The organism is Pseudomonas cichorii, assembly GCF_018343775.1.
GTDB classification, from domain to species: Bacteria; Pseudomonadota; Gammaproteobacteria; order Pseudomonadales; family Pseudomonadaceae; genus Aquipseudomonas; species Aquipseudomonas cichorii.
In genome coordinates this window covers 2063880-2089477 of record NZ_CP074349.1, presented here as the reverse complement: position 1 = coordinate 2089477, position 25598 = coordinate 2063880, and the positions used below count along the sequence as shown (strand labels likewise).

At 56.3% G+C, this 25598-nt stretch carries 26 protein-coding genes and 1 tRNA gene; 16 read left to right on the top strand and 11 right to left on the bottom strand.

The window, feature by feature from the left end; all coding sequences use genetic code 11:
* The first annotated feature begins 144 nt into the window (after positions 1–144).
* From istA to KGD89_RS09320, 3 genes are all read left to right on the top strand, one after another.
* Positions 145–1647 carry an IS21-like element ISPsy20 family transposase gene (gene istA / locus KGD89_RS09330; RefSeq protein ID WP_155951541.1) on the top strand — a complete coding sequence of 501 codons (1503 nt, stop codon included), beginning with the start codon at positions 145–147 and terminating at the stop codon, positions 1645–1647.
* Positions 1640–2443 (top strand): IS21-like element ISPsy20 family helper ATPase IstB, encoded by an 804-nt coding sequence (istB, locus tag KGD89_RS09325; protein WP_025259513.1) that lies wholly within the window; start codon positions 1640–1642, stop codon positions 2441–2443. Before istA ends, istB begins: the two co-directional genes overlap by 8 nt.
* A 180-nt stretch (positions 2444–2623) precedes the next feature.
* The gene (locus KGD89_RS09320; RefSeq protein ID WP_074569214.1) at positions 2624–2809 is read left to right on the top strand and encodes a helix-turn-helix domain-containing protein; all 186 of its coding nucleotides are present in this window, start codon (positions 2624–2626) and stop codon (positions 2807–2809) included.
* A 359-nt stretch (positions 2810–3168) separates the two neighbouring features.
* On the opposite strand, the gene KGD89_RS09315 is transcribed toward KGD89_RS09320, so the two are convergent.
* A complete protein-coding gene (locus tag KGD89_RS09315) occupies positions 3169–4137 on the bottom strand; it encodes a M24 family metallopeptidase (protein WP_143008760.1) in 969 nt (322 codons plus the stop codon).
* A 315-nt stretch (positions 4138–4452) separates the two neighbouring features.
* Here KGD89_RS09315 and KGD89_RS09310 point away from each other — a divergent pair, with 315 nt between their 5' ends.
* Positions 4453–5382, top strand: coding sequence for a LysR family transcriptional regulator (locus KGD89_RS09310; protein ID WP_025259511.1), 930 nt, complete (start codon positions 4453–4455; stop codon positions 5380–5382).
* Positions 5383–5824: 442 nt separating this feature from the next.
* On the opposite strand, the gene KGD89_RS09305 is transcribed toward KGD89_RS09310, so the two are convergent.
* Positions 5825–6975 (bottom strand): IS3 family transposase gene (locus tag KGD89_RS09305; RefSeq protein WP_117148206.1). Its coding sequence is split into 2 segments (ribosomal slippage): positions 5825–6741 and positions 6741–6975, totalling 1152 coding nucleotides; the frame shifts between segments, so codons are not numbered across the junction.
* A 785-nt stretch (positions 6976–7760) separates the two neighbouring features.
* On the opposite strand from KGD89_RS09305, the gene KGD89_RS09300 reads away from it, so the two are divergent.
* The gene (locus KGD89_RS09300) at positions 7761–7904 is read left to right on the top strand and encodes a hypothetical protein (RefSeq protein WP_162883720.1); all 144 of its coding nucleotides are present in this window, start codon (positions 7761–7763) and stop codon (positions 7902–7904) included.
* 119 nt (positions 7905–8023) lie between these two features.
* Here KGD89_RS09300 and KGD89_RS09295 read toward each other — a convergent pair.
* A tRNA-Ser gene (locus KGD89_RS09295) sits at positions 8024–8111 on the bottom strand.
* Positions 8112–8233: 122 nt separating this feature from the next.
* On the opposite strand from KGD89_RS09295, the gene KGD89_RS09290 reads away from it, so the two are divergent.
* From KGD89_RS09290 to KGD89_RS09260, 7 genes are all read left to right on the top strand, one after another.
* A complete protein-coding gene (locus KGD89_RS09290; RefSeq protein ID WP_025259509.1) occupies positions 8234–8905 on the top strand; it encodes a Bax inhibitor-1/YccA family protein in 672 nt (223 codons plus the stop codon).
* A gap of 102 nt (positions 8906–9007) precedes the next feature.
* The gene (gene tusD, locus KGD89_RS09285) at positions 9008–9400 is read left to right on the top strand and encodes a sulfurtransferase complex subunit TusD (protein WP_025259508.1); all 393 of its coding nucleotides are present in this window, start codon (positions 9008–9010) and stop codon (positions 9398–9400) included.
* Position 9401: 1 nt separating this feature from the next.
* Complete coding sequence (gene tusC, locus KGD89_RS09280; protein ID WP_025259507.1) at positions 9402–9764, top strand: sulfurtransferase complex subunit TusC; 363 nt, start codon at positions 9402–9404, stop codon at positions 9762–9764.
* Entirely contained in the window at positions 9764–10063 is a 300-nt protein-coding gene (gene tusB, locus KGD89_RS09275; RefSeq protein WP_025259506.1) for a sulfurtransferase complex subunit TusB, read from the top strand. Before tusC ends, tusB begins: the two co-directional genes overlap by 1 nt.
* Positions 10060–10395 (top strand): TusE/DsrC/DsvC family sulfur relay protein, encoded by a 336-nt coding sequence (locus KGD89_RS09270; RefSeq protein ID WP_025259505.1) that lies wholly within the window; start codon positions 10060–10062, stop codon positions 10393–10395. The genes tusB and KGD89_RS09270 overlap by 4 nt, the downstream gene beginning before the upstream one ends.
* Positions 10392–11393 carry a glycosyl transferase family protein gene (locus KGD89_RS09265; RefSeq protein WP_025259504.1) on the top strand — a complete coding sequence of 334 codons (1002 nt, stop codon included), beginning with the start codon at positions 10392–10394 and terminating at the stop codon, positions 11391–11393. The genes KGD89_RS09270 and KGD89_RS09265 overlap by 4 nt, the downstream gene beginning before the upstream one ends.
* Before the next feature lie 107 nt (positions 11394–11500).
* On the top strand, positions 11501–12496 hold the full coding sequence (locus tag KGD89_RS09260) for a glutathione S-transferase family protein (RefSeq protein ID WP_025259503.1): 996 nt from the start codon (positions 11501–11503) through the stop codon (positions 12494–12496).
* A 39-nt stretch (positions 12497–12535) separates the two neighbouring features.
* Here the strand turns inward: KGD89_RS09260 and cysG are convergent, their stop codons facing one another.
* The 6 genes from cysG to ftsK all read right to left on the bottom strand — a co-directional run bounded on the left by cysG (position 12536) and on the right by ftsK (position 20039).
* The gene (gene cysG / locus KGD89_RS09255) at positions 12536–13930 is read right to left on the bottom strand and encodes a siroheme synthase CysG (protein ID WP_025259502.1); all 1395 of its coding nucleotides are present in this window, start codon (positions 13928–13930) and stop codon (positions 12536–12538) included.
* Positions 13931–15211 carry a serine--tRNA ligase gene (gene serS, locus KGD89_RS09250; RefSeq protein WP_025259501.1) on the bottom strand — a complete coding sequence of 427 codons (1281 nt, stop codon included), beginning with the start codon at positions 15209–15211 and terminating at the stop codon, positions 13931–13933.
* 16 nt (positions 15212–15227) lie between these two features.
* A complete protein-coding gene (crcB, locus tag KGD89_RS09245; protein WP_025259500.1) occupies positions 15228–15602 on the bottom strand; it encodes a fluoride efflux transporter CrcB in 375 nt (124 codons plus the stop codon).
* Complete coding sequence (locus KGD89_RS09240) at positions 15602–16924, bottom strand: replication-associated recombination protein A (protein WP_025259499.1); 1323 nt, start codon at positions 16922–16924, stop codon at positions 15602–15604. The genes crcB and KGD89_RS09240 overlap by 1 nt, the downstream gene beginning before the upstream one ends.
* 19 nt (positions 16925–16943) lie before the next feature.
* Positions 16944–17567 (bottom strand): outer membrane lipoprotein chaperone LolA, encoded by a 624-nt coding sequence (lolA, locus tag KGD89_RS09235; RefSeq protein WP_025259498.1) that lies wholly within the window; start codon positions 17565–17567, stop codon positions 16944–16946.
* A 69-nt stretch (positions 17568–17636) separates the two neighbouring features.
* Positions 17637–20039, bottom strand: a complete 2403-nt coding sequence (ftsK, locus tag KGD89_RS09230; protein WP_025259497.1) for a DNA translocase FtsK — start codon at positions 20037–20039, stop codon at positions 17637–17639.
* 492 nt (positions 20040–20531) lie between these two features.
* Between ftsK and aat the strand changes: the two genes are divergently transcribed.
* From aat to infA, 3 genes are all read left to right on the top strand, one after another.
* Complete coding sequence (aat, locus tag KGD89_RS09225; RefSeq protein ID WP_025259495.1) at positions 20532–21221, top strand: leucyl/phenylalanyl-tRNA--protein transferase; 690 nt, start codon at positions 20532–20534, stop codon at positions 21219–21221.
* A gap of 48 nt (positions 21222–21269) precedes the next feature.
* Positions 21270–21977: an arginyltransferase gene (locus KGD89_RS09220; RefSeq protein ID WP_025259494.1), complete on the top strand. Its 708-nt coding sequence runs from the start codon at positions 21270–21272 to the stop codon at positions 21975–21977.
* Positions 21978–22078: 101 nt separating this feature from the next.
* The gene (gene infA / locus KGD89_RS09215; RefSeq protein WP_002553999.1) at positions 22079–22297 is read left to right on the top strand and encodes a translation initiation factor IF-1; all 219 of its coding nucleotides are present in this window, start codon (positions 22079–22081) and stop codon (positions 22295–22297) included.
* A 92-nt stretch (positions 22298–22389) separates the two neighbouring features.
* On the opposite strand, the gene clpA is transcribed toward infA, so the two are convergent.
* Both clpA and clpS read right to left on the bottom strand, forming a co-directional pair.
* Positions 22390–24663 (bottom strand): ATP-dependent Clp protease ATP-binding subunit ClpA, encoded by a 2274-nt coding sequence (clpA, locus tag KGD89_RS09210; RefSeq protein WP_025259493.1) that lies wholly within the window; start codon positions 24661–24663, stop codon positions 22390–22392.
* Between the two features lie 30 nt (positions 24664–24693).
* Positions 24694–25056 carry an ATP-dependent Clp protease adapter ClpS gene (gene clpS, locus KGD89_RS09205; RefSeq protein WP_025259492.1) on the bottom strand — a complete coding sequence of 121 codons (363 nt, stop codon included), beginning with the start codon at positions 25054–25056 and terminating at the stop codon, positions 24694–24696.
* A gap of 225 nt (positions 25057–25281) precedes the next feature.
* Between clpS and cspD the strand changes: the two genes are divergently transcribed.
* A complete protein-coding gene (gene cspD, locus KGD89_RS09200; RefSeq protein ID WP_025259491.1) occupies positions 25282–25554 on the top strand; it encodes a cold shock domain-containing protein CspD in 273 nt (90 codons plus the stop codon).
* Positions 25555–25598 lie beyond the last annotated feature (44 nt).

The following is a 25598-nucleotide window of genomic DNA, read 5'->3' as shown; positions in this document are numbered from 1 at the left end:
CGAATTTTTCGGCCAGGGTGGCGATGGTGTGTTGCCGCTGACCGAAAACTGACCCAGTAGAGGCTGTTCTGCCGACTGAAAACTGACCCAGGTGTTCAACTGCTTCTGCTCACTTTTTGAGCAGGAGAACACAGGGTGATCAGCATGGAAATGTTGGGAAAAATCCGGCGGATGTACTTCCGCGACAAGCTCTCGCTGCATCAGATAGCCAAGCGTACCGGGCTGTCGAGAAACACCATCCGAAAATGGGTCAGAGCGCCCGAAGCCACTCAGCCAGCGTACCAACGGTGCGCAACCTTCAATAAGCTCAGCCCTTTTCACGAGACCCTGGAGCAGGCGCTCAAGGCCGATTCGTTCCGGCCAAGACACAACCGCAGGAGCGCCAAAGCGCTTTTCGAGCAGATCAAGGCCGAGGGTTACGACGGCGGCTACAGCCAGCTCACGGCGTTTGTCCGCTCTTGGCGAGGGGAGCAAGGCAAGTCTTTACGCGCTTTTGTACCGCTGACGTTTGCTCTCGGTGAGGCCTTTCAATTTGACTGGAGCGAAGAAGGTCTGCTGATCGGTGGTCTTTTTCGACGTGTCCAGGTCTCCCACATGAAGCTGTGCGCCAGCCGCGCATTCTGGTTGGTTGCGTACCCCAGCCAAGGCCACGAGATGCTATTTGATGCCCATACGCGCTCGTTTGGAGCGTTGGGTGGCGTGCCACGTCGCGGCATCTACGACAACATGAAAACGGCTGTCGACAAGGTTAACAAAGGCAAAGGCCGCACGGTCAATGCCCGGTTTTCCGTGATGTGCGCGCACTATCTGTTCGATCCGGACTTCTGCAACGTGGCCTCTGGCTGGGAGAAAGGCATCGTCGAAAAGAACGTGCAAGACAGCCGGAGGCGAATCTGGCTCGATGCTCAAAATTGCATGTTCCATACCTTCGAGGAGCTGAACGTCTGGCTCGGCCAACGCTGTCGTACGCTCTGGGCTGAACTTGTACATCCGCAGTACAACGGTTTGACGGTGGCAGAAGTCCTGGAGCTGGAGCAGGCTGAAATGATGCCGATGCCGACGGCCTTTGATGGCTACGTGGAACGCACCGTCCGTGTCTCTAGCACCTGCCTGATCAGCGTGGCGCGCAATCGTTATTCGGTGCCTTGCGAGCGTGTGGGTCAATGGGTCAGCAGCCGTTTGTACCCTTCGCGAATCGTGGTCATTGCCGACGAAACGGTGATCGCCAGTCACGAGCGCCTCTTTGATCGAGATCAGGTCGGTTTTGACTGGCAGCACTACATCCCACTCATCGAACGCAAGCCTGGTGCACTGCGCAATGGCGCTCCATTTGCTGATGATCTGCCAAAACCGTTACAGCTTCTTAAACGCGGACTGAGGCGTCACACCAACGGTGATCGAATCATGATGCAGGTACTGGCTGCTGTGCCCATCGCCGGTCTCGAACCAGTGCTGGTGGCGGTGGAGCTGGTACTTGAATCGGGAAGTCTGAGCGCCGATCACATCCTCAATGTCGTTGCCCGCCTGACCTCCACCGCACCACCTCCCTGTGTAGAAACCAGCCTGCAACTCAAAGTGGCGCCGGTTGCCAATACAGCACGCTACGACCGGCTCCGTACGACCGATGAGGAGAATCGCAATGCGTGACCTAATGACTGAACTCAAAGAACTGCGCCTGCACGGCATGGCCAGTGCTTGGGAAGAACTGGTCTCTCAAGGAACAGCGTCGACGGCTTCATCGAAATGGCTGCTGGAACATCTGCTTCAGCAGGAACATGCGGATCGCGCGGTGCGCTCGGTGAATCATCAGATGAACATGGCAAAACTCCCCATGCACCGTGACTTAGCTGGCTTTGACTTCAGCGCTTCCAGCGCTGATGCCCGGCTGGTCAGCGATCTATCCAGCTTGGCGTTCACTGAAACCGCGCAGAATGTCGTGTTCATCGGCGGCCCTGGCACCGGGAAAACACACCTGGCCAGTGCCTTGGCTGTATCCGGAATCACGGCCTACAACAAACGCGTGCGCTTCTTTTCCACGGTGGATCTGGTGAATCTGCTGGAGCGTGAGAAGTACGATGGCAAGGCAGGGCGAATCGCCCAGGCACTGCTGCGCACAGACCTGGTGATACTGGATGAACTCGGATATTTGCCCTTCAGCCAAAGCGGTGGCGCCCTGTTATTTCACCTGCTGTCCAAACTGTACGAACACACCAGCGTGGTCATCACCACCACCCTGAGCTTCTCGGAATGGTCGAGTGTGTTTGGCGACGCCAAGATGACCACCGCGTTGCTGGATCGGCTGACACACCACTGCCACATCGTCGAAACGGGCAACGAGTCCTACCGCCTACAACACAGCACATTGGCTGCCCAGACAAAGATCAAAACACGCGAACGAAAGCGAAAGGACGGAAATGATATCGAGGACGATGAGCCATTTTGATCCGCACCATAAATGCCCTGCTGCATGCGGTGGGGCTTGATGCGTCTTGAATCGGCACACTGCTGCTAAGCTTATTCACAATTGCTGGGGCAAAAATCAGCAATCCATCCTGGGTCAATTTTCAATCGGCAGGGTGGGTCAGTTTTCAATCAGCGCTAACACCTAAGCCCTCTTCAGTGGGTGATCCATGCAAGAGTAACTCGCGCGCAATGCTTGCTGGAAGCGACTGATCTACCCATCGAACACGTTGCGGCAGAGGTTGGCTTTAATTCTTCGACATCTTTGAGGGAGCATTTTCTGAATATCGTCGGGACGAATCCGACGATGTATCGACAAGCATTCAGGAAAGCACCCTCAAAGGGCTAGGGGAATATATGTACGTCGTAGGCGTCGCGTTGTTGCCTTTGCCTTGCCTTTGCCGAGCAATAAGGCAGTACGTCATCTACCGCGAGGGGAATTGCTGCAGGATCTAACGCCGTCTAGTGACAGTTACCCGGCGTTATTCGTGAAACTTCTTGGATGCTGACTACCGAATTTATAGATGAGTAACAGCTGTTGTTTCCGCTTCCTCAAGTTTCCACTGCACGCGGTAGTCAGGATCAAGAAAACTGAACGTCAACCAGATAGCAAAAATATTGTCTGTGGGTGGTAACGTTTGAAATAACGAATTTGCCGTGCCCGCAGCACGAAGTTGCCACGGGCACGGAACACTTGACGGCTGACTTCTATAAACGGGCTGGACACGTTGAGATGAGCTCAGTCCTGTCAGCATGAACCAAAACGTTGTGCTCGAACTTTACGTATCCAATGTCGTCTCGCCCTGCCATACATTCAATAGCTATGGACATACCTGCTTCGATCTTCGTCTCATTTCCAGGTACCAACCATGGGGATTCCCAGCCGATGCCGTACGAATGGCCATGCAACGGATAACCGCAGTAAATCTCCCGCTTTTTCAGCTCTGCGAACACAACTTCGTGGAGAGCGTGGGCAGAAATGCCGGGGCGGCATGCCGCAACACCCGCATCAATTGCAGCAATCGCACCGTCATACGCCTCGTTTTGACCTGCGCTCCATTTGCCGCCTACTACTACAGATCGTGAGAAATCCCAGCAATAGCCCTCGACGGCAGCTCCATACATATCGCAGTGAAAGATGTCACCCGACTCAAGCGGTCGGGTCGTCCAGTTAGGTGCCATGCCGTCAGAATACAAAGCTGAATGTCGGCCCGAGGAGCATGCGGCGTCGATCATGGCGCTCCCTCTCCGGATGGCAATGTTATAGGCTTCAGCCACGGCATCAGCTTCCGAGGTGCCGGGAGTGGAGGCGCTTTTCATCATAGCCTCCATCGCGGCGTTACCAACCAGCGCTGCTTCACGAAGCAATTCGAATTCAAACTCGGACTTATGGGTTCGAAGAGCTTCGATTGCATAGTCCAGTTCGATGAAGTCAACGCCCTTCGCACAGTTGAGCAGTCGCTTATAAATGGACGCTACCAACCATGGCCCTGCCACTAGGCCGACACGTGAATTACCCAACCCTAGCTCACGAAGGGTCTCCGCTACCTTGTCGGGAACGAAGCCATTCGCTGAGCGGACGTCCTGCACGCTAACCACATCTCGGCGGATGGCGTCTGTCTCAGTGATCAGAATAGGTTCGCCATTGACAGGTATAATCACCGCGCCATGGGACAACCCCGCCCAGACCCCAGGGAGGTCAGGAATGTATGGGAATACGGGGCAATAGTTAGCGAGATAAATTAGGTCATTGGCTGTATCTACCGTCCCGCCGCCCTTCCCCCAAACCACGAGCGCCTCAACACCGCTAGCCCGTGCCGTAGCCTGAGCACGCTTCCAACGGTTTTCATATTCAGATCTTGGTGTACGATTCGTAAGCAAAGCAACATCCTCATGCGTCAATCAATCAAGGATGCCCAGCTTAAGCGCGAGGACGATTGACGATAAGTGACTCTAATGTTCACACGCTATGAACCATAGGTTGATAAAGAAATGCTGACGCCCGTAACCGCTGCTTACTCACCTTGTCTATTGCCTGCGCTGTCTGTTTTCGTCACGGTCGCTCACACTCTCAACTTCACTCGTGCAGCACGCGAACTCAGTGTCAGTACTACCGCCATATCAAAAACCATCAAGCAATTAGAGGAAGTTCTTGGAGCGAGGCTTTTGAATCGCACAACCCGCAGCGTCTCGCTAACCGATGCCGGCAAGCAATTATTATCCGCATTGGCGCCCGCGCTTGAATCTGTAGAGGATGCGATCGAGCTAGTACGCTCGTCTTACAACCAACCCAGCGGCGAGCTGAAAGTTAATACATCACACGTCGCTTTTGTAACAATGATTGAGCCGTATCTGGCTGAGTTTCTCACGATTTACCCCCAAATCACCGTCGAAATATCCGTCGACAATGAGCCCGTTGATATCGTTGCCAATGGTTTTGATTTGGGCATTCGTCAGCGTCATACCGTACAGCGAGACATGGTCGGTATACCCTTGGGCGCGCAGCAGCACCGTATTGTTGTTGCCTCTTCAAAATATCTGCAGCAGCACGGCGTGCCACAAACGCCTCAGGATCTGTTGAAGCACCGCTGCATTCGACAACGGCTCCACCCTCGCGGGCAACTATACGAGTGGGTGTTCCGAATAGAGGAAAGGGACGTACAGGTTAACGTAGCTGGCAACGTAATCTTTGACGAAATGAGGGCCGTAGTCTCTGCCGCTTGTCAAGGCATTGGCATTGCGTATGTGTTTAAGGAGTTTGCACAAGCGCAGCTAGCCGATCACACATTGCAGATCATACTTGATAGCTACTGCCCTCCCAGTGAACCTTTCTTCCTTTACTACCCGCACCGTACTCAGATGCCTGCAAAGTTACGTGTTTTTGTTGATTTCCTGAAGAGTAAATATTCAGATTCTGTTTGAATCACAAATGCAGAGACCGGGCGCGCCGTTAATTAGACGCCCGCGTCTACCATTGCGAGTCTGAATCGCTTAATTACATCTCTTCATGATCAGGTTCAGATACCCAAAGGCAGTCTTTTCTAAATTTTATTTAAACCTGCGCGCGATCGAATCGCCCTCAGCCTTGGCACTCTGCCGAAACTATTTTATTCGTACTTAAATTTAGTAAATTTTGTATCTGTCGATCAATACTCGCACCCTTTAAGAATTAGAAAAGTGTCATGTGACTTTGGCCATGCGTGCTTTGGAGGTGACGACAGGTCGCTTAGTCGAACGTTAAGTTATACATCCAGAGAGGAAAGAATTTCACCTAGCTTATCGAGAAAAACCTTAACCCGGTACGGTACAAGCTGACGCGTGGGTAGCAGGGCCGTGATGGACAAACTGAATCGCCCCGGATTCTCTAGACACCTTGCAAGCTCATTGCGTAACGCTTTTCAAACTCTACCGGTGACAGCTGATTGTTGAAACCATGCCGGCGTTTTGCGTTGTAGAACATCTCGATGTAGTCGAACACATCGCTACGAGCATCTTGCCGCGTGGTGTAGATTCTCCGCTTGATACGCTCCCGCTTTAGAAGCTGGAAAAAGCTCTCGGCTACGGCGTTGTCATGACAGTTGCCTCGGCGACTCATGCTGGCAACCAAATTATTCGCCTTCAAAAAACTGCGCCAATCGGTGCTGCTGTACTGGCTGCCTTGGTCGGAGTGAACCATCACCTCCTGTTTCGGCTTACGCCTCCAAACCGCCATCAATAACGCATCAATGGCTAGATCACTGGTCATCTGCGACTTCATTGACCAGCCAACGACCTGACGAGAAAACAGATCCAGCACCACAGCCAAATACAGCCAGCCTTCGTACGTGCGAATGTAGGTGATGTCGGTGACCCACACTTTGTTGGGTTCTACGACATCGAACTGGCGCTTCAGTAAATTGGGTGAGGCGACTGCTGGCTTACCTCCGTACTTTCCAGGGCGTCGTCGATACCCTGTCTGAGAGCGCAGCCCCTCAAGACGCATCAGCCTCGCCACACGATGCCGACCACAATCTTCACCGACCTCGCGAAGATCATCATGGATTTTGCGATAGCCATACACTCCGCCACTCTCCAGCCATGAATGCTTAATCAAACCCAGCAATCGCTGATCATCTTTAGCGCGTGCAGATTGCGGCTCAGACAACCAGGCGTAATAACCACTGGGATGGACTTTCAGCGTCAGGCAAAGCCGTCGAATGGAATAGTCGCCCGCGCGCTGCTTGATAAAGGCGTACTTCAGCCGCACTCCTTGGCAAAGTACGCGGCGGCCTTTTTTAAGATGTCTCGCTCTTCAGTGACCCGCTTGAGTTCCGCTCGCAGTCGACGCAGTTCAGCGTGCTGGTCATCGTCTTGCTGCCGTTCTTCTTGAGGTTTGCTGTAGCGCTTTATCCACGCATAGAGGCTATGCGTCGACACACCAAGACGGGCCGCTACGTCAGCGACGGGAAGCTTCTTTTCGGTCACTTGATTGACCGCTTGGGTTTTGAATTCTTCGGGATAACGCGGGTTGCTCATGGCACCTCCTGATTGGCCTCATTTTAAGGCATGGAGGTGTCTACGAAACCCGGGGCGATTCAGCCGCGATGTTCGCAAACCCCTCCCGGGATAACTGATCTTTAGCTAGGGCAGTGTCAGACTGAAGGGGAAGATCGAAATCGATCTTTGCAGCGTGGACATCAGGATTCAACGGCGCGTACCTCTTTCCCAAAAACGTTCCTAACAGGACAACACAATGCCCCGCTTTGACGATAGATTTCTAACCGCAGTGAACGGCCAAGAACCTTATTTTTACGCATGCCTGAATACGTTCAGCGGACAATGGTCACCAACCAAGCAAACCGATACCCGCAGGAAGCCTTCCAGGAGGGGGACTGTCTAGAAACATCATTATTCAGCCTCACGAAGCATCTTGGCAGCACGCTCAGATCAAACACAAGAGACCTAATTCGGAAAAACACCTTTGCGATAAGCAACAAGGCGTTTTCCCTCAGACCTGAATTTGCCAACAAACCTGAACAACTTACGCCTCCTTCCAAACTCTGCACTTTGATATTTGGCTGTTTGGCGTCCGCCGCAATAGAACAGCTATGAATCAGTAGTCTCGATGGGATCACTGCGCAGAGCTAAAGAGATAAAACTCCGATTGAGAAGTCATCGACGGTCTTCACCGCGAAGAAGCACCTACCTCATCTCGAATGCACTCATTGCACGATTCCAACTCACCACTACCAGATCGTGGGCGCTGTAGGTGTCGGTCATCAAGAACGCCATCACATCGGACAAAGGTTGAGTGCGCAGCCATGGCCTGCAAAACCAGAGATAGCCTCAACGGCCCAAAACGCGACCTGGCATTTTCAGTGGCGCATTTGATTGGCATGGCCAAGGCTGAGCTGGAGCGCTCGTTGGCCTGGGTGGAGGTGCGTCAGGGGCCTTTTCGCGAATGAGCGGAGCGCCGCCCGATTCGCTCCCACACAGTACGCGCAGGGGCGAATTCATTCGCGAAGCCCTCTGAAGGCCAGAAACGAAAAAGCCCTGAATAATCAGGGCTTTGACGTATCGAATATGGCGGAAGCATAGAGATTCGAACTCTAGGACCTGTTACAGTCGGCAGTTTTCAAGACTGCTGCCTTAAACCACTCGGCCATACTTCCACTTGCGTTGCGGGCGCCATAATACCGGAATGAAACAAGCTGTCAAACTCTCTAGGTGGCCAGTTGCAGCGCCTCTGTTATGATCTTTGCAACTCAACATTTCAACAGGAAGGAGTTTCGCAATGCGCGAACAGGATTACGCCCTTAAAACCGGCATGCAGGCCGACCAGCTAGAGGTTCGTCGTGTCCTGCGCAACACTTACGGTCTTCTCGCCCTGACCCTGGCTTTCAGCGGCGTCATGGCCTTTGTAGCCCAGCAGATGCGCGTCGGCTACCCGAACATTTTCGTGGTGCTGATCGGCTTCTACGGCCTGTTCTTCCTCACCAACAAGCTGCGTGATTCGGTGTGGGGTCTGGTTTCGACGTTCGCCCTGACCGGCTTCATGGGTTTCCTGCTGGGCCCGATCCTCAACCGTTACCTGGGCATGTCGGGCGGCGCTGAAGTTGTCAGCTCGGCGTTCGCAATGACGGCTCTGGTGTTCGGCGGTCTGTCGGCTTATGTGCTGATGACCCGCAAGGACATGAGCTTCCTGGGTGGCTTCATCACTGCTGGCTTCTTCGTTCTGATGGGCGCCGTACTGGCCAGCCTGTTCTTCGAGATCAGCGGGCTGCAACTGGCGATCAGCGCAGGTTTCGTGCTGTTCTCCTCGGTCTGCATCCTGTTCCAGACCAGTGCCATCATCCATGGCGGCGAGCGTAACTACATCATGGCGACTGTCAGCCTGTATGTATCGATCTACAACCTGTTCGTCAGCCTGTTGCAGATCTTCGGCATCATGAGCCGCGACGACTGATAGCTGTCCGGTTTCAACAAAAAGCCCGCCTTCGCGGGCTTTTTGCTGTCCAGCCTCCGTGAATTCTTTATCATTGCGCATGTTCCGCCGACAGAGCCGACAATGAAATTCGCCATATCCCTTTTTTCCGCGGCCCATGCGCCCTCCTCTCGACGCGCCCTGCTGTTTGCAGAGGCTGTATTGGCAGGCGGCCATGAGATTGTGCGTCTGTTCTTTTATCAGGATGGCGTCCACAGTGCTTCGGCCAATGTCGTGTCGCCACAGGATGAGCAGGACCTGTCACAGCAATGGCGCGACTTCATCGTGAAGCACCAGCTTGATGGCGTGGTCTGCATCGCAGCCGCCTTGCGTCGTGGTGTGCTGAATGCAGAAGAAGCCGAGCGCTATCAGCGCCCATCCGCCAATCTCCTTGAGCCTTGGGAATTGTCCGGGCTGGGCCAGTTGCACGACGCCGTGCAATCGGCGGATCGATTGATCTGTTTCGGAGGGCCTTGAAATGGCCAAGTCACTGTTGATCATCAGCCGCCAGCCCCCCTGGTCAGGCACGAGTGCCCGTGAAGCGCTGGATATCGTGCTGGCAGGCGGCGCCTATGACCTGCCGGTGGGGCTGCTGTTCATGGATGATGGCGTGTTTCAGTTGCTGCCACAGCAGAACGCCTCGGCGCTGCAACAAAAAGACCTCACCGCCAATCTGAAAGCGCTGGCGATGTTTGGCGTGGAAGAGGTCTATGCCTGCGGCCAAAGCCTGGCAGCACGCGGCATGCCGCATGCCGAACTGGATGCCGAAATCCATCATCTGCCCGCAAGAGCCGAGTTATCGGCCCTTATTGACCGCTACGACCAAGTGATAACGATCTGATGGCTACCTTGCACGTTCTTTCTCACTCGCCCTTCGCCGATACACGGCTGGATAGCTGCCTGAGCCTGCTGGGGCCAAATGACGGCCTGCTGCTGTGCGGCGATGCAACTTACGCCTTGATACCCTCCAGCGCCCCCTTGCAGGCACTGGAAAGACAGCTGCCCGCGCTCAAACTGTTCGCGCTGGATGAAGATATAAAAGCCCGTAACCTTAAGTTGCCTGAAGGTGCAAATGGCATCGATTATCCAGGCTTCGTCGAACTGACGATCCGCTTCGACAAGGTCAATACCTGGTTATGAAACAGTTGATCGTTGCCGAACGCAGCATTGCCCTGGATAAGGAGGGTTTCCTTCGGGACCTGAACGACTGGTCGCTGGAAGTGGCCCATGCGCTGGCGGCCGAGGAAGGTATTGCCCTGAGCACTGAGCATGTGGAAATCCTGGAGCTGCTACGCGATTTCCATGCAGAATTTCAGCTCTCGCCTGCCACTCGCCCATTGATCAAGTACACCGCACTCAAACTGGGGCCGGAAAAAGGCAACAGCATGCATCTCAACCGCCTGTTCAATGGCACTCCCGCCAAACTGGCCGCCAAGCTGGCGGGCCTGCCGAAGCCGACCAATTGCATATGAACGATTACGCTCCCCTCGTCACCGAAACACCTGCCGAGCATCCTTTTGCCCAGTTCGTCCGAGCCTTGGGCAAAGGCAAACGCGGCGCCCGCAACCTGACCCGCGAAGAGGCCAGGGAAGCCATGGGCATGCTGCTCGATGAAAAGGTCGAAGACACGCAACTCGGTGCCTTCCTGATGCTGTTGCGCCACAAGGAAGAAAGCCCGGAAGAGCTGGCCGGTTTCACCGAAGCGGTTCGCGAACGCCTCACGGCCCCGCCTATACAGGTCGATATCGACTGGCCGACTTACGCCGGCAAGAAGCGCCACCTGCCCTGGTATCTGCTGGCCGCCAAGTGCCTGGCGCAAAACGGCATCAAGGTGCTGCTGCATGGCGGCGGCGCGCATACCGCCGGGCGGCTTTATACGGAACAATTGCTCGGCCTGCTGGATATCCCGCTATGCCGCAATTGGCAAACGGTGGAAACCGCGCTGGAGCAACACAATCTGGCATTTATTCCGCTGGGCGACTGGGCGCCGCAGTTGCAACGCATGATTGATCTGCGCAACACACTGGGCCTGCGCTCACCGATTCACTCCCTGGCCAGGGTTCTCAACCCGCTGAATGCCCGTTGCGGCCTGCAGAGCATCTTTCACCCTGGCTATCAAAGCGTGCATCGCGAGGCCAGCACCTTGCTGGGCGACAATGCCATTGTCGTGAAGGGCGATGGCGGCGAAATCGAGATCAACCCCGACACCATCAGCCACCTGTACGGCACCAGCAACGGGCAAGCCTGGGATGAGGAATGGCCTGCGCTCTCGCCAAGACGCCACGTCAAACCCGCAACGTTGGAACCACAGCAACTGGTGGCCTTGTGGCGCGGCGAGATAGAAGACAGCTATCCGCAACTCGCCCTGATGTCCACCATTGCCTTGGCTTTGCGCGGGCTCGGTATCCCGCGCGAGGAAGCCTTTGAGCAAGCCCAAAGCTTCTGGGATCGCCGAGACAAGGCCCTGTAACCTATCGATTTACTCGATCATGGAAGGCCACTCTTTGCGCTTTTCTGTCGAACCAACTCGATTAGACTGACTCACAACCTATATTCATTTACAGATTGGAGTCAGACATGGGCCTTCTCATCGAAGGACGCTGGCATGACCAGTGGTACGAAAGCAGCAAGGATGGGGCATTCCAACGGGAAAACGCCCAGCGTCGTCACTGGGTCACGGCCAGCGGCAAACCCGGCCCTACTGGTGAAGGCGGCTTTGCAGCCCAAACGGGTCGCTACCATCTGTACGTATCGCTGGCCTGCCCATGGGCTCACCGCACCCTCATCCTGCGCAAACTCAAAGGCCTGGAAGATCTGATCGACGTTTCGGTAGTCAGCTGGCTGATGCTGGAAAACGGCTGGACCTTCGACCCACAGACAGGCTCGACGGGCGATAAGCTCGACAACCTGCAGTTTCTCCATCAACGCTACACCGCAGATGATGCGCGCTATACCGGCCGCGTCACCGTGCCGGTGCTGTGGGACAAACAGCAGCAGCGTATCGTCAGCAACGAATCGGCGGAAATCATCCGCATGTTCAACTCGGCATTCAATGGCCTGACAGGCAATCATCTGGACCTCTACCCGAGCGCCCTGCAATCAAGGATCGATCTGCTAAACGAGCAGATTTACCCCAACGTCAATAACGGTGTGTACCGGGCAGGTTTTGCCACCTCGCAAGGCGCGTACGAAGAAGCATTCGATGCATTGTTCACCGAGCTGGATGTGCTGGAAAAGCTGCTGGGAGAAAATCGCTATCTGGCGGGTGAATACCTGACCGAAGCCGATGTTCGGCTCTTCACCACCATCGTGCGTTTCGATGCGGTTTATTACAGCCACTTCAAGTGCAACCTGCGGCGCATCGCCGACTACCCCAACCTGAGCAACTGGCTGCGGGAGCTGTATCAGTGGCCAGGGATTGCAGAAACAGTAGACCTTGAGCATATCAAAGGCCATTACTACGCCAGCCATCGCACCATCAACCCGACAGGCATCGTCCCGAAAGGTCCGGCGTTGAATCTGGAAGCCAGCCATGACCGCGAGCGTTTGCCGGGCAAGGGAATCTGGAGCTGAAGCAAGGACGGATAGCCCGCAAGCGGGCTATCCCAAGGATCAGACGCTGGATTGCGCGCCTTCAAACCAGGCCAGTTTTTCGCGTAACACAACGACCTCCCCCACGATCACCAGTGTTGGAGCATGAACTTCATGCTCTGCCACCAGCTGAGGCAGATTGGCCAGAGTGCCCGTAAAGACTCGCTGGCTGGAAGTCGTGCCCTGCTGAATCAATGCAGCTGGCGTGTCCGCCGATCGACCATGCTTGATCAGTTGCTCACAGATGATTGGCAGCCCGATCAAGCCCATGTAGAACACCAGGGTCTGTGCGGGCGAAACCAGATCATCCCAGGGCAGATTGCTGGTGCCATCTTTCAGGTGCCCGGTGATGAAACGCACCGATTGCGCATAATCGCGATGGGTCAGCGGAATCCCGGCATAAGCCGCGCAACCACTGGCCGCCGTGATGCCCGGTACGACCTGAAACGGGATGCCATGGGAAGCCAGCTCTTCGATCTCTTCGCCACCACGACCAAAGATGAACGGATCACCGCCCTTCAGACGTACAACACGCTTGCCTTCTTTGGCCAGGGCAACCAGTTGCTGGTTGATCTGGTCCTGAGGCAGTGCGTGCTCGGCGCGACGCTTGCCCACATAGACGCGCTCGGCGTCACGACGGCAGAGGTCGAGAATGGCTGGAGCCACCAGACGGTCATACAGCACGACATCGGCTTGCTGCATAAGGCGCAAGGCGCGGAAGGTCAGCAGGTCAGGATCACCGGGACCGGCACCCACCAGATAAACCTCACCCTGCGCCTTGGGCGCATCGCCTGCAATCTTGGCGATCAGCAACCGCTCGGCTTCGCTGCCCTGCCCGGCCAGTTGCCTGTCGGCGATAGGCCCCTGGAAAACATCTTCCCAGAACGCCCGACGCTGCTGGACATCCGGAAACAGCCCTTTGACCTGATTGCGAAAACGCGCCGCAAGCCCGGCCAACTGACCGTAGGTAGAAGGTATCCAGGTTTCCAGCTTGGCGCGGATCAAACGTGCAAGCACAGGTGCATCGCCGCCACTGGAGACCGCAATTACCAGGGGTGAACGGTCGACAATGGCCGGGAAAATGACCGTGCACAAGGCAGGCGCATCCACCACATTGACGGGAACACAACGCTGCCTGGAGTCCTGCGACACCTGGGCATTGAGCGGCTCATCGTCGGTGGCGGCAATGACCAATACACAGCCGTCCAGATCGCCTTCGCTGTAACCGCGAAGGATCAATTCGCCACCGCTGCGCTCGACCAGCTCGCGCAGTTGCTCTTCGATGTCGGGCGCGACCACCCGCAACAGCGCACCGGCTTCGGCCAGCAGGCGAGACTTGCGCAAGGCAATCTCGCCGCCACCGACGACCAGCACCCAACTGCCACGCAGATTGTGGAACAGCGGCAGGAATTCCATTTAACCGATGACCTCGATGCCGCCCATGTAAGGCTTGAGCACTTCAGGCACACGGATCGAACCGTCAGCCTGCTGGTAGTTTTCCAGCACCGCGACCAGGGTACGGCCAACAGCCAGACCCGAACCGTTCAGGGTATGAACCAGTTCCGGCTTGCCGGTTTCCGGGTTGCGCCAGCGGGCCTGCATGCGACGCGCCTGGAAGTCGCCGCAGTTGGAGCACGACGAGATTTCACGGAACTTGGCCTGGCTCGGAATCCAGACTTCAAGGTCGTAGGTCTTGACGGCGCTGAAGCCCATGTCGCCAGTACACAGAGCCAGTACGCGATAAGGCAGCTCCAGCAATTGCAGGACGCGCTCGGCGTTGGCGGTCAGGCCCTCCAGCGCTTCCATGGACTGGTCCGGAGCGACGATCTGTACCATCTCGACCTTGTCGAACTGGTGCTGGCGAATCATGCCGCGGGTATCGCGCCCCGAAGCACCGGCTTCGCTGCGGAAGCATGGCGTGTGGGCAACGAATTTCAGAGGCAGTTGTTTCGGGTCGAGGATTTCGCCGGAAACGATGTTGGTCAACGACACTTCTGCCGTCGGGATCAGGTACAGATCCGCTTCACCGTCGCGGGAGATCTTGAACAAGTCTTCCTCGAACTTCGGCAACTGACCGGTGCCCTGCAAGGCAGGCGCCTGGACCAGATAAGGCGTGTACGCCTCTTCGTAGCCGTGTTCGTTGATATGCAGGTTGATCATGAACTGCGCCAGGGCGCGGTGCAGACGGGCGATTGGCCCGCGCAGCAGAGCAAAGCGTGCGCCGGACAGCTTGGCGGCGGTTTCGAAGTCCAGCCAGCCGTACTTCTCACCCAGTGCAACGTGGTCCTGAACGGTGAAATCGAAGGAAGCAGGCGTGCCCCAGGTACGCACTTCGACGTTCTCGTCTTCGTCAGCGCCCACCGGCACGGACTCGTGAGGCAGGTTCGGCATGCTCAGCAGCATGGCGTCCAGCTCGGACTGAATGCTGTCCAGCTCTTTCTTGCCGCTGTTGAGCTCTTCGGCCATGCGATCGATATCTGCCATCAAAGGCGCGATGTCTTCGCCGCGCTGCTTGGCCTGACCAATGGATTTGGAACGGGCATTACGCTCGGCCTGCAACTGTTCGGTGCGGGTCTGTACCGTCTTGCGCTGGTTTTCCAGCGATTCGATGCGCGCTACGTCCAGCGTGAAACCACGGGAAGCCAGGCGATCCGCTACGTCCTGAAGTTGGGTACGTAACAGTTTGGAATCGAGCATATCGTTCTCTCGTCTATCAAAGTCTGGTCAGGGACAGGCCAACCCAGGTTGCGAGCAGCCCGCCGAACACGCTGATACCCGCATAGCCCAGCGCCATCGGTACTTGCCCGCTTTCCAGCAGGCGCAGCGTATCCAGTGAAAAGGATGAAAAGGTCGTCAGACCGCCTACAAAGCCGACAATCAAGCCGGCACGAACCTCGATGGGCACTTCCGGGCGAATCAGAAACAAGCCGTAAAGCACGCCGATTATCAGGCAACCGACGATATTCACCGCCAGAGTTGCCGTATAGAAATGCCGCGGCCAGTTGGCGCTTACCCAGGTTCCTGCAGCAAAGCGCAATAATGTACCAGCGATACCGGCTACGGACACCGCAAGAATCGTCTGAATCACTACTTTCTCCGCTGACGAGGGCTGACGGCGTCCAATGAAGCCAGATGTTTGAGCTTTTCGCCGATTTTAAGCTCCAGGCCACGGGGCACCGGCTTGTAATACTCGCGTGGTTCCAGCTCTTCGGGGAAGTAGTCTTCACCGGCCGCGTAGGCATCGGGCTCATCGTGGGCATAGCGGTATTCTTCGCCATAACCCAGTTGCTTCATGAGTTTGGTCGGCGCATTGCGCAAATGCAGCGGGACTTCAAGCGAACCGTGCTCGGTCGCCTCTCGCATCGCCGCCTTGAAGCCCATGTAAACCGCATTGCTTTTGGGCGCGCAGGCCAGATAAACGATGGCCTGGGCCACTGCCAGCTCGCCTTCCGGGCTGCCGAGACGCTCCTGCACATCCCAGGCGGACATGCACAGAGGCAAGGCACGCGGATCGGCATTGCCGATATCTTCGCTGGCCATGCGAACCACACGACGCGCCAGATACAGCGGATCGCAGCCACCATCGATCATCCGTGCAAACCAGTACAAGGCCGCATCGGGATTGGAGCCACGAATGGATTTGTGCAGAGCGGATATCTGGTCGTAGAACGCTTCACCACCCTTGTCGAAACGGCGACGACTGTCGCCAAGCAGGCTTTGCAGCAGATCGACACTGATCTGCGAACCATCTTCGGCAAGATCGGAGGCGTTTTCCAGCAGGTTGAGCATGCGTCGACCGTCACCATCAGCCGCCGACATCAGCATCTCGAAACCTTCATCACTCAGGCTCAGGTGATGCTTGCCCAAGCCACGCTCTTCGTTCAGCGCCCGATGCACCAGCTTGCGCAAGGCAGCTTCGTCCAGGCTCTTGAGGACATAGACCCGCGCTCGCGAAAGCAAGGCGTTGTTCAATTCGAACGAAGGGTTTTCAGTGGTCGCGCCAATGAAGATCAGGGTGCCGTCTTCAACGTACGGTAGAAAGGCGTCCTGCTGCGACTTGTTGAAGCGGTGGACTTCATCGACAAACAGGATGGTGCGACGCCCGTATTGGCCGGCCTGCTGCCTGGCCACTTCGACGGCCTGCCGGATTTCCTTGACCCCGGCGAGCACTGCCGAAACGGTTTCAAAATGCGCATCGGAAACCTTGGCCAGCAGCTTAGCCAGTGTGGTTTTACCCACACCCGGTGGCCCCCAGAAGATCATGGAATGCAGAGCACCCTGCTCCAGCGCCTCACGCAGAGGCTTGCCGTGAGCCAGCAGGTGTTCCTGACCGACATACTCGTCCAGATTGGTCGCACGCAAGCGTGCAGCCAGTGGCTGAGCTATCGGTTCACTACGAAACAGGTCCATGATCTGAGGTTAAGCCCCTTTATTCCTGGATGACATCGGCACCTTTGGGAATGTCGAACTTGAACTTGCTGGCCGCAATCGGCTCGTTGGCCTTGACGCCGGTGAACAGGATATTCGTGCGCTGGCCGACGCTGTCGATCAACTGCATGTCGTTGATGATGCCGTTACGGAAAGACAGACGCAGGTTGTCGAACAGGGTGTCCTTGGTCTTGGGCTTGAGCACGAAGTCGATCACGCCACCGGCTTCCTTGGCAGTGATATCGAAGCTTTCGCTGATCTTCGACACATCACCGGACAGCAGCAAGGCTGGCGTCTGGGTCAGGCGCTGATCCAGAGTCTTGATGGTGACCTGTTGCAGGTCAGGGTCCCAGAGGGAAACCTTCTTGCCATCGGAAACCATCAACTGCTCTTGCGGCGCATCGGTGTGCCAGTTGAACAGACCCGGGCGCTGCAAAGCCATTTCACCCGAGGTTTCCTGCAATTGCGTACCGCTGCCATCCAGCGTCAGCTGGGAAAAGCGCGCCGTGAGGGTCTGGGATTTTTCCAGCAACTGGGTCAGTCGCGCCACGTCCTTGCTGTCGGCATGGGCCGGGATCGCGGAGAAAGTCAGTGCAGTTGCCAATAGCATGCGGATAAGACGCATGGGATTCCTCATTGGATTCATGAAGCGCAGGTAGCGTACCGGGCACGCTACCTGCGCTATGGGATTAAATCAGTCGCGCATCGGGCCTGGCGCAATGACTTCACGCGAGCCATTGGTGTTCATGGACGTCACGACACCCGCCATTTCCATCGCCTCGATCATCCGCGCAGCACGGTTGTAACCAATCTTGAGTTTACGCTGCACAGCCGAGATCGATGCACGGCGGCTTTCGAGAACGAACTTCACTGCCTCGTCATACAAGGCATCGCTTTCGCTGTCTTCACCACCTTCGCCGCTACCGCCCTCGAAGCCGCTACCAGCCTCTTCGACGCCAGCCAGAATATCGTCGTTGTAGTTTGGCGTGCCACGCATTTTCCAGGCTTCCACGACACGGTGGACTTCCTCGTCGGAAACGAAGGCGCCATGCACACGAATCGGCAGACTTGTACCGGGCGGCATGTACAGCATGTCACCATGACCCAGCAGTTGCTCGGCGCCACCCTGATCGATGATGGTCCGCGAGTCGATCTTGCTCGACACCTGGAAGGCCATGCGCGTCGGGATGTTGGCCTTGATAAGACCGGTGATGACGTCCACGGACGGGCGCTGGGTTGCCAGGATCAGGTGAATACCGGCTGCCCGCGCCTTTTGCGCGATACGGGCAATGAGTTCTTCAACCTTCTTGCCGACAATCATCATCATGTCGGCGAACTCGTCGACCACCACCACGATGGTCGGCAAGGTGGTGAGCAACGGCGCTTCGTCATGAATGCTTTCACGACGATACATCGGGTCGGAAATCGGGTTGCCCTCTTCCTCGGCGTCCTTGATCTTGCGGTTGAAGCCGGCAAGGTTACGCACTCCCATGGCCGCCATCAGCTTGTAACGACGCTCCATCTCGGCAACGCTCCAACGCAAGGCGTTGGCCGCATCCTTCATGTCGGTCACGACCGGACACAGCAGGTGCGGAATGCCTTCGTAGATCGACAATTCAAGCATTTTCGGGTCGATCATGATCAGCTTGGCGTCTTCCGGGCCGGACTTGAACAGGATCGACAGGATCATGGCGTTCACACCCACGGACTTACCGGAACCGGTCGTACCGGCCACCAGAAGGTGAGGCATCTTGGCCAGATCGGTGATGACCGGACGGCCACCGATGTCATGACCCAGCGCCAGGGTAACCGGCGACTTGGCATTGTCATACTCGGGCGAGGACAGCACCTCGGAAAACCGCACGATCTGGCGGTCTTCATTGGGGATTTCGATACCGACGGTGGTCTTGCCGGGAATCACCTCGACCACACGGACGCTGGTCACGGCCAGTGAGCGTGCAAGGTCCTTGGCAAGGTTGGCAATACGGCTGACCTTGACCCCGGCGGCAGGCTGGATTTCGTAGCGCGTAATGACCGGCCCCGGATGGATGGAATCCACCGTGACCTCGACGCCGAACTCCTTGAGCTTGATTTCCAGCAGATGGCCTACGGCCGCCAATGACTCCGGCGAATAGTTGAGCTGTTTCTTTTCGGCCGGATCAAGAATCGAGATAGGCGGCAAGGTGCCTTCGATGGCGCTGTCGACAAACAACGGCACCTGCTTCTCTTTCTGGACACGCTTGCTCGGCTCGGGCGCCTTGGCAGGTGCCGGAGCAATGACTGCTGGCACGTGTTTCTCGCGCTCGGTCATGTGTTTGCTCAGGGACTCTTCACGCTCGATCAGACGCTCGCGGGCCTTGACCTGCTCACGACGATCGGGGACGACCGGCGCCACCACTTCGTCGACACGCATGTCGACTTCACGCAATTGCGCGACCATCTGCTTACGCTCGGTACGAGCGACCCACCAGCGGTTGGCGGCACTCTGGATGAGCTCGAAGAGGTCGAGGGTGATCTTGCCGGTCACATCCATGACCTTGAACCAGGACAGGTCGGTGAATACCGTCAGGCCGAACAGGAACAAGGCGATGAACAACAACGTGCTGCCCTGGATGTTGAGGGCTTTCTTGGCCAGATCGCCAAGCACTTCACCCAGCACACCGCCTGCCGAGCCCGGAAAGCCCGCTGCGAAATGAAAGTGGATGTGCGCCAGCGCTGCACCGGCCAGAATCAGGAATACCAGACCGATCAGGCGCCAGGAGAACAGCCAGCCGCTCCACTGCCACGGCTCGTGACGCTGACTGAAGACCTGCCAGGCCTTGATGGCCAGCAACAACGGGAAAATGTAGGCGAAATAGCCAACGACCATGAACAGGATATCGGCGCAGAAGGCACCCGCACGGCCTGCGGCGTTCTGGACTTGCGCGGAGCTGCTGGTATGGCTCCAGCCCGGATCGCTCTGATCGTAGGTCAACAGAGCCATCATCAGGTACAGGCACAAGGCACCAAAGGCAATCAGTGCACCTTCCTTGAGCCGATAATGCAGTTGCTGCCGCCAGAGCGGAACAGAGCTGGGTGCTGTGGTGGATTTTTTCAAAACGCTTTATTTCCTGCGCTCAAGCGCGAACATCTCGTTGATTGACTATGAACGGCTGCTGAACGGTATCGACCGGTTCCAGCCGAAAACGGGATCGCGAACCTCTGAAACACCCGCAGAACAGATGACCTGAATGATAACGCGCAAAGTCGGCATTGTACGGCTTTGTAGGTCCCGAGGTCTGTAGGAAAGCTCTTCACAGCGGCTTTTAACGCCCAATGATCGTCGTTTTCATACAGGGACTGACCGCAACGGGCCATAGCCTTCCTCATGACGTTCAATTTGAGCATGCATTCTCTTTTGTGACAAAGGCTTATGAGGTGATTCTATCAGTGAGACAGAAGATCGACGGCTATCGGGCTATCATCTTTTGCCTGCACTACCGAAACCTTGCGACACACACCATAATGGCGACCGGTTGTGACCGCATTTATTGTACAGAGTTGCAAATGACCACCCGTGCGCCCTCCCCTACCGCGAAGTCCTGATGCCATGCTGACCTGGTTGCAACGCAACAGCCTTGTTTTCCCACCCCTGGAAAAAGCCCTGCGCGAACCCAACGGCCTGCTGGCTGCGGGCGGCGACCTGTCCGCAGACCGGCTGATACAGGCTTACCGGCATGGCTGCTTTCCGTGGTTTCAGGACGGGCAGCCCATTCTCTGGTGGTCACCCGACCCACGCACCGTTCTGCCACCAGCCGAGATACATGTGTCACGCAGCCTGGGCAAACTCATTCGCCAGGAGCGCTATCGGGTGACGTTCGACCAGGACTTCCCAGCCGTCATACAGGCCTGCGCCGAACCTCGCAGCTACGCCAACGAAACCTGGATCACCCGCTCGATGCAGGAGGCCTATATGGAGCTGCATCGACGCGGACACGCACACAGCGTCGAGGTCTGGGACCAGGACACACTGGTGGGCGGGCTGTATGGCCTGGCCATGGGGCAGCTGTTTTTCGGCGAATCCATGTTCAGCCGCGCCGACAACGCCTCGAAAGTCGGCTTCGCCACATTGGTGGAACGCCTGAATGCCTGGGGGTTCGTATTGATCGATTGCCAGATGCCTACCCAGCACCTGCACAGCTTCGGTGCCCGCTCGATCCCGCGCCAGACATTTGCCGACTACCTGCACCGGCATCTGGATCAGCCCAATAACGCCGACTGGTTGCCTAGGCGAGTTTGAAAGGCTGGCATACACTCTTATTCATGGATTCTGATAACGGGGGCGATCATGACAGAGCTGGCGCGGCTTAAGTTTTATGCCACTCAACCCCACACCTGCAGTTACCTGCCCGAAGAGCAGGCGACCACGCTGTTTCTGGACCCCAGCCAACCCATGGACGTGCAAGTCTATGCCGACCTGTCGGACATGGGCTTTCGTCGCAGTGGCGACCATCTTTATCGCCCTCACTGCCAGAATTGCAGCGCCTGCGTGCCGGCGCGCATCCCGGTGAATCTCTTCGTCCCGGATCGGCAGCAAAAACGCATCCTCAAACGCAACACCGACCTTGAGGTGCGCAGCACCAAGCCAGCGTTCACCGAAGAGCACTTCGACCTTTATCAACGCTACATCGAACAACGCCATGCCGATGGCGACATGTTCCCACCCAGTCGCGACCAGTTCTCCACTTTTCTGGTACGTGACCTGCCCTTCTCGCGTTTTTACGAGTTCCGGCTGGATCAGCGCCTGCTGGCAGTCGCAGTGACCGATCTTTTGCCCAACGGCCTTTCTGCGGTCTATACCTTTTATGAACCCGATGAAGAACGGCGCAGTCTTGGGCGTTATGCCATCCTGTGGCAGATCGCCGAAGCAGCCCGGCTTCAGTTGCATGCCGTGTACCTGGGATACTGGATCAAGAACTGTAAAAAGATGAATTACAAGACCCAATATCGCCCCATCGAGCTGTTGACCAATCAAAGATGGGTCACTCTGTATTGAAGCCCTTGGCTTAAAGAGGTTTTTTCGGGCACAATGCACGCCGCTTTTGCCTGGCGCCACTTGCACCGGGCCACTCATTTGTATACCGAGGGCTTTACTGCATGTCGAAAGAAGACAGCTTCGAAATGGAAGGCACTGTCGTCGACACCCTGCCCAACACCATGTTTCGTGTGGAGTTGGAAAACGGGCACGTCGTAACCGCGCATATCTCCGGCAAGATGCGCAAGAACTACATCCGTATTCTTACCGGTGACAAGGTCCGCGTCGAACTGACGCCTTATGACCTGAGCAAAGGGCGTATCACCTACCGCGCCCGCTAAGCTAGTACTGACAAAAACGCCCGGCATATGCCGGGCGTTTTTGTTTGTCCGCTTGTCTGGCACTCATTACCGAGTGCCAGACAGGACTACCATCAGGCCATTTCTGCCGTTGTCTCGAAATCAAAGGTGATCTCGCCATCCTTGATATCGATATGCACAACGCCACCATGCTCCGACAACTCTCCGAACAGGATCTCCTCGGCCAGGGGACGCTTGATCTTGTCCTGGATAAGGCGAGCCATCGGACGAGCCCCCATTGCCGCATCGTAGCCACTCTGCGCCAGCCAGCTTCTGGCCGCGTCGGATACTTCGAGCAGTACACGCTTGTCTTCCAGTTGCGCCTGAAGTTCGGTAAGGAACTTGTCGACCACGCTCTTGATGACTTCGTGGCTGAGGCGACCAAACTGGATGATGGTGTCCAGACGGTTGCGGAACTCCGGCGTGAAGCTCTTCTTGATCACTTCCATTGCATCGGACGAGTGATCCTGATGAGTGAAACCGATCGAAGCCCGCGCTGCCGACTCGGCACCGGCGTTGGTGGTCATGATGACGATCACATTGCGGAAGTCCGCCTTGCGCCCGTTGTTGTCGGTGAGCGTACCGTGGTCCATGACCTGCAGAAGCAGGTTGAAGACTTCCGGATGCGCCTTCTCGATTTCATCGAGCAACAACACGCAATGCGGTTGACGGGTAATGGCTTCAGTCAGCAGACCGCCCTGATCGAAACCGACATAGCCCGGAGGCGCACCGATCAGACGCGAAACGGTATGCCGCTCCATGTATTCGGACATGTCGAAGCGAATCAGCTCGACGCCAAGTGCCTTGGCCAACTGACGCGCTGCTTCGGTCTTGCCGACGCCGGTAGGACCTGCAAACAGGAAAGAACCTACAGGCTTGTCAGGCGACTTCAAGCCGGCACGGGACAGCTTGATGGCAGTGGACAGCGAGTCGATGGCAGCATCCTGACCGAAGACCGTGAGCTTGAGATCGCGCTCCAGGTTACGCAGCAGCTCCTTGTCGGAACTGTTGACGTGTTTTGGAGGAATACGCGCGATTTTCGCGACGATATCTTCAACCTGCGGCACATCGATGCACTTGACCCGACGCTCGACCGGCTGCAGCCGCTGGAAGGCGCCAGCTTCGTCGATGACATCGATGGCCTTGTCAGGCATGTGCCGGTCATTGATGTAGCGCGACGCAAGCTCTGCAGCTGCACGCAACGCTTCATCGCTGTACTCGATGCTGTGATGCTGTTCGAAGCGGCCCTTGAGGCCCCGGAGAATGCCAATGGTGTCCTCGACCGATGGTTCGGAGACATCGACTTTCTGGAAACGACGCGCCAGGGCACGATCCTTCTCGAAGATCCCGCGGAACTCCTGGAATGTGGTCGAACCGATGCAACGGATATCCCCAGAAGACAGCAGCGGCTTGAGCAGGTTGGATGCATCCATTACCCCGCCTGAAGCTGCACCCGCACCGATGATGGTATGGATTTCATCAATGAACAGGATGGCATGAGGCCGCTTGCGCAGTTCATTGAGCAGCGCCTTGAAACGCTTCTCGAAATCGCCGCGGTATTTGGTACCAGCCAGCAATGCACCCAGATCCAGAGAGTAGACGACACTACTGGCCAGCAGATCCGGGACCTGATTGTCGACGATACGCTTGGCCAGCCCTTCGGCAATGGCCGTCTTGCCGACACCCGCCTCACCGACCAGCAAAGGGTTGTTCTTGCGACGACGGGCGAGAATCTGAGCAACGCGCTCGACTTCACTCTCACGCCCAACCAGAGGATCAATACGCCCCTGGCGCGCCAGTTCGTTCAGATTACTTGCATAGGCATCCAGAGGATTGCCTGAGGAAGAAGCCTCACCACCCTCGTCGTCCTGCATATCCTGCTCACCTTCAGAAGAGTGTTCGCCATGCCCAGGGACCTTGGAGATACCGTGGGCGATGTAGTTGACGACATCAATCCGGGCCACGCTCTGCTGCTTGAGCAGGAAGACGGCCTGACTTTCCTGCTCACTGAAAATTGCTACCAGTACGTTGGCGCCGGTCACTTCACGCTTGCCGGAACTCTGTACATGGAAGACTGCACGTTGCAACACGCGCTGGAACCCGAGCGTCGGCTGGGTTTCACGATCCTCGTCATGGACGGGGATCAGTGGGGTTGTGGAGTCGATGAACTCCTGCAGATCATGCTTGAGCTTATCGAGGTTTGCGCCGCAGGCACGCAAGACAGTGGCTGCAGCCTCATTATCCAATAGAGCCAGCAGGAGATGCTCGACCGTCATGAACTCATGACGCTTTGAACGAGCTTCCTTGAAGGCAAGATTGAGGGTGACTTCGAGCTCACGGTTTAACATAGCTTCACCTCATACCCAAGTGGCCGGCGTTTAACCGTCCTTCTCGATCTCACAGAGTAGTGGATGCTGACTTTCCCGGGCGTATTGATTGACCTGCATTGCCTTGGTTTCGGCTATGTCGCGGGTAAACAATCCGCATACTGCCCGCCCCTCTGTATGGACGGCCAGCATGACCTTGGTAGCCAGCTCACGATTCAGGTTGAAAAACACCTCAAGAACCTCAACGACGAAATCCATAGGGGTGTAATCATCGTTAAACAAAACCACCTTGTACATCGGTGGCGCCTGCAGGGTGGGCTTGGCGTCCTGCAACGCAATGCCAGCTGAGTCGTCCTCGTGTGACTGCGGACCGTCCTGATTGAATGTTAGTCGAATCTTGCTGATTGCATGCATGGTAAAGAAAGGTTCGTGTAAAGAGCGGATTGAATAATTTAGTCGCAGCCTGACCGGTTTTCACATAGACCGCTGCATGACCTTGACTATCAGCTAATCGGTGTTACAAACAATAGAGCCCACATTGGGTAAAAAGGGTCCGCGCAGTCAACCAAAATTTTTTTAGGCCAGGCGGATTGAGGTGGATGATACTCCAGACGGAGTCCTTTGCAGAGGGATATGGCTATGCTCAGTGGTAAAGTCAAGTGGTTCAATAATGCAAAAGGCTACGGATTTATTCTTGCCGATGGCAGAGATGAAGATCTGTTTGCTCATTATTCAGCCATACAAATGGATGGCTACAAAACGCTCAAGGCAGGCCAACCGGTCCAATTCGAGATCATTCAAGGCCCCAAGGGATTACATGCCGTGAATATCTCGTCTGCGTCCACAGCTACTGCTCCAACATCCGCAGATGCTTCAAGCGCAGCACAAAAGCCAGCTAATGTGTCGGCCTGAAGCAGACCACCACATACGCCAGCCATAAAGAAACAGCCAGTTCA

Excerpts from the sequence above, each read along its gene's own strand:
- lolA (WP_025259498.1), bottom strand. The coding sequence starts at position 17,567 with ATGCGTCTTATCCGCATGCTATTGGCAACTGCACTGACTTTCTCCGCG.
- istB (WP_025259513.1), top strand. The coding sequence starts at position 1,640 with ATGCGTGACCTAATGACTGAACTCAAAGAACTGCGCCTGCACGGCATG.
- KGD89_RS09270 (WP_025259505.1), top strand. The coding sequence starts at position 10,060 with ATGAAACAGTTGATCGTTGCCGAACGCAGCATTGCCCTGGATAAGGAG.
- KGD89_RS09290 (WP_025259509.1), top strand. The coding sequence starts at position 8,234 with ATGCGCGAACAGGATTACGCCCTTAAAACCGGCATGCAGGCCGACCAG.
- serS (WP_025259501.1), bottom strand. The coding sequence starts at position 15,211 with ATGCTCGATTCCAAACTGTTACGTACCCAACTTCAGGACGTAGCGGAT.
- KGD89_RS09260 (WP_025259503.1), top strand. The coding sequence starts at position 11,501 with ATGGGCCTTCTCATCGAAGGACGCTGGCATGACCAGTGGTACGAAAGC.
- tusC (WP_025259507.1), top strand. The coding sequence starts at position 9,402 with ATGGCCAAGTCACTGTTGATCATCAGCCGCCAGCCCCCCTGGTCAGGC.
- KGD89_RS09310 (WP_025259511.1), top strand. The coding sequence starts at position 4,453 with ATGCTGACGCCCGTAACCGCTGCTTACTCACCTTGTCTATTGCCTGCG.
- KGD89_RS09300 (WP_162883720.1), top strand. The coding sequence starts at position 7,761 with ATGGCCTGCAAAACCAGAGATAGCCTCAACGGCCCAAAACGCGACCTG.
- istA (WP_155951541.1), top strand. The coding sequence starts at position 145 with ATGGAAATGTTGGGAAAAATCCGGCGGATGTACTTCCGCGACAAGCTC.
- KGD89_RS09265 (WP_025259504.1), top strand. The coding sequence starts at position 10,392 with ATGAACGATTACGCTCCCCTCGTCACCGAAACACCTGCCGAGCATCCT.
- clpA (WP_025259493.1), bottom strand. The coding sequence starts at position 24,663 with ATGTTAAACCGTGAGCTCGAAGTCACCCTCAATCTTGCCTTCAAGGAA.
- KGD89_RS09240 (WP_025259499.1), bottom strand. The coding sequence starts at position 16,924 with ATGGACCTGTTTCGTAGTGAACCGATAGCTCAGCCACTGGCTGCACGC.
- infA (WP_002553999.1), top strand. The coding sequence starts at position 22,079 with ATGTCGAAAGAAGACAGCTTCGAAATGGAAGGCACTGTCGTCGACACC.
- KGD89_RS09220 (WP_025259494.1), top strand. The coding sequence starts at position 21,270 with ATGACAGAGCTGGCGCGGCTTAAGTTTTATGCCACTCAACCCCACACC.
- tusD (WP_025259508.1), top strand. The coding sequence starts at position 9,008 with ATGAAATTCGCCATATCCCTTTTTTCCGCGGCCCATGCGCCCTCCTCT.
- cspD (WP_025259491.1), top strand. The coding sequence starts at position 25,282 with ATGCTCAGTGGTAAAGTCAAGTGGTTCAATAATGCAAAAGGCTACGGA.
- aat (WP_025259495.1), top strand. The coding sequence starts at position 20,532 with ATGCTGACCTGGTTGCAACGCAACAGCCTTGTTTTCCCACCCCTGGAA.
- tusB (WP_025259506.1), top strand. The coding sequence starts at position 9,764 with ATGGCTACCTTGCACGTTCTTTCTCACTCGCCCTTCGCCGATACACGG.
- clpS (WP_025259492.1), bottom strand. The coding sequence starts at position 25,056 with ATGCATGCAATCAGCAAGATTCGACTAACATTCAATCAGGACGGTCCG.
- cysG (WP_025259502.1), bottom strand. The coding sequence starts at position 13,930 with ATGGAATTCCTGCCGCTGTTCCACAATCTGCGTGGCAGTTGGGTGCTG.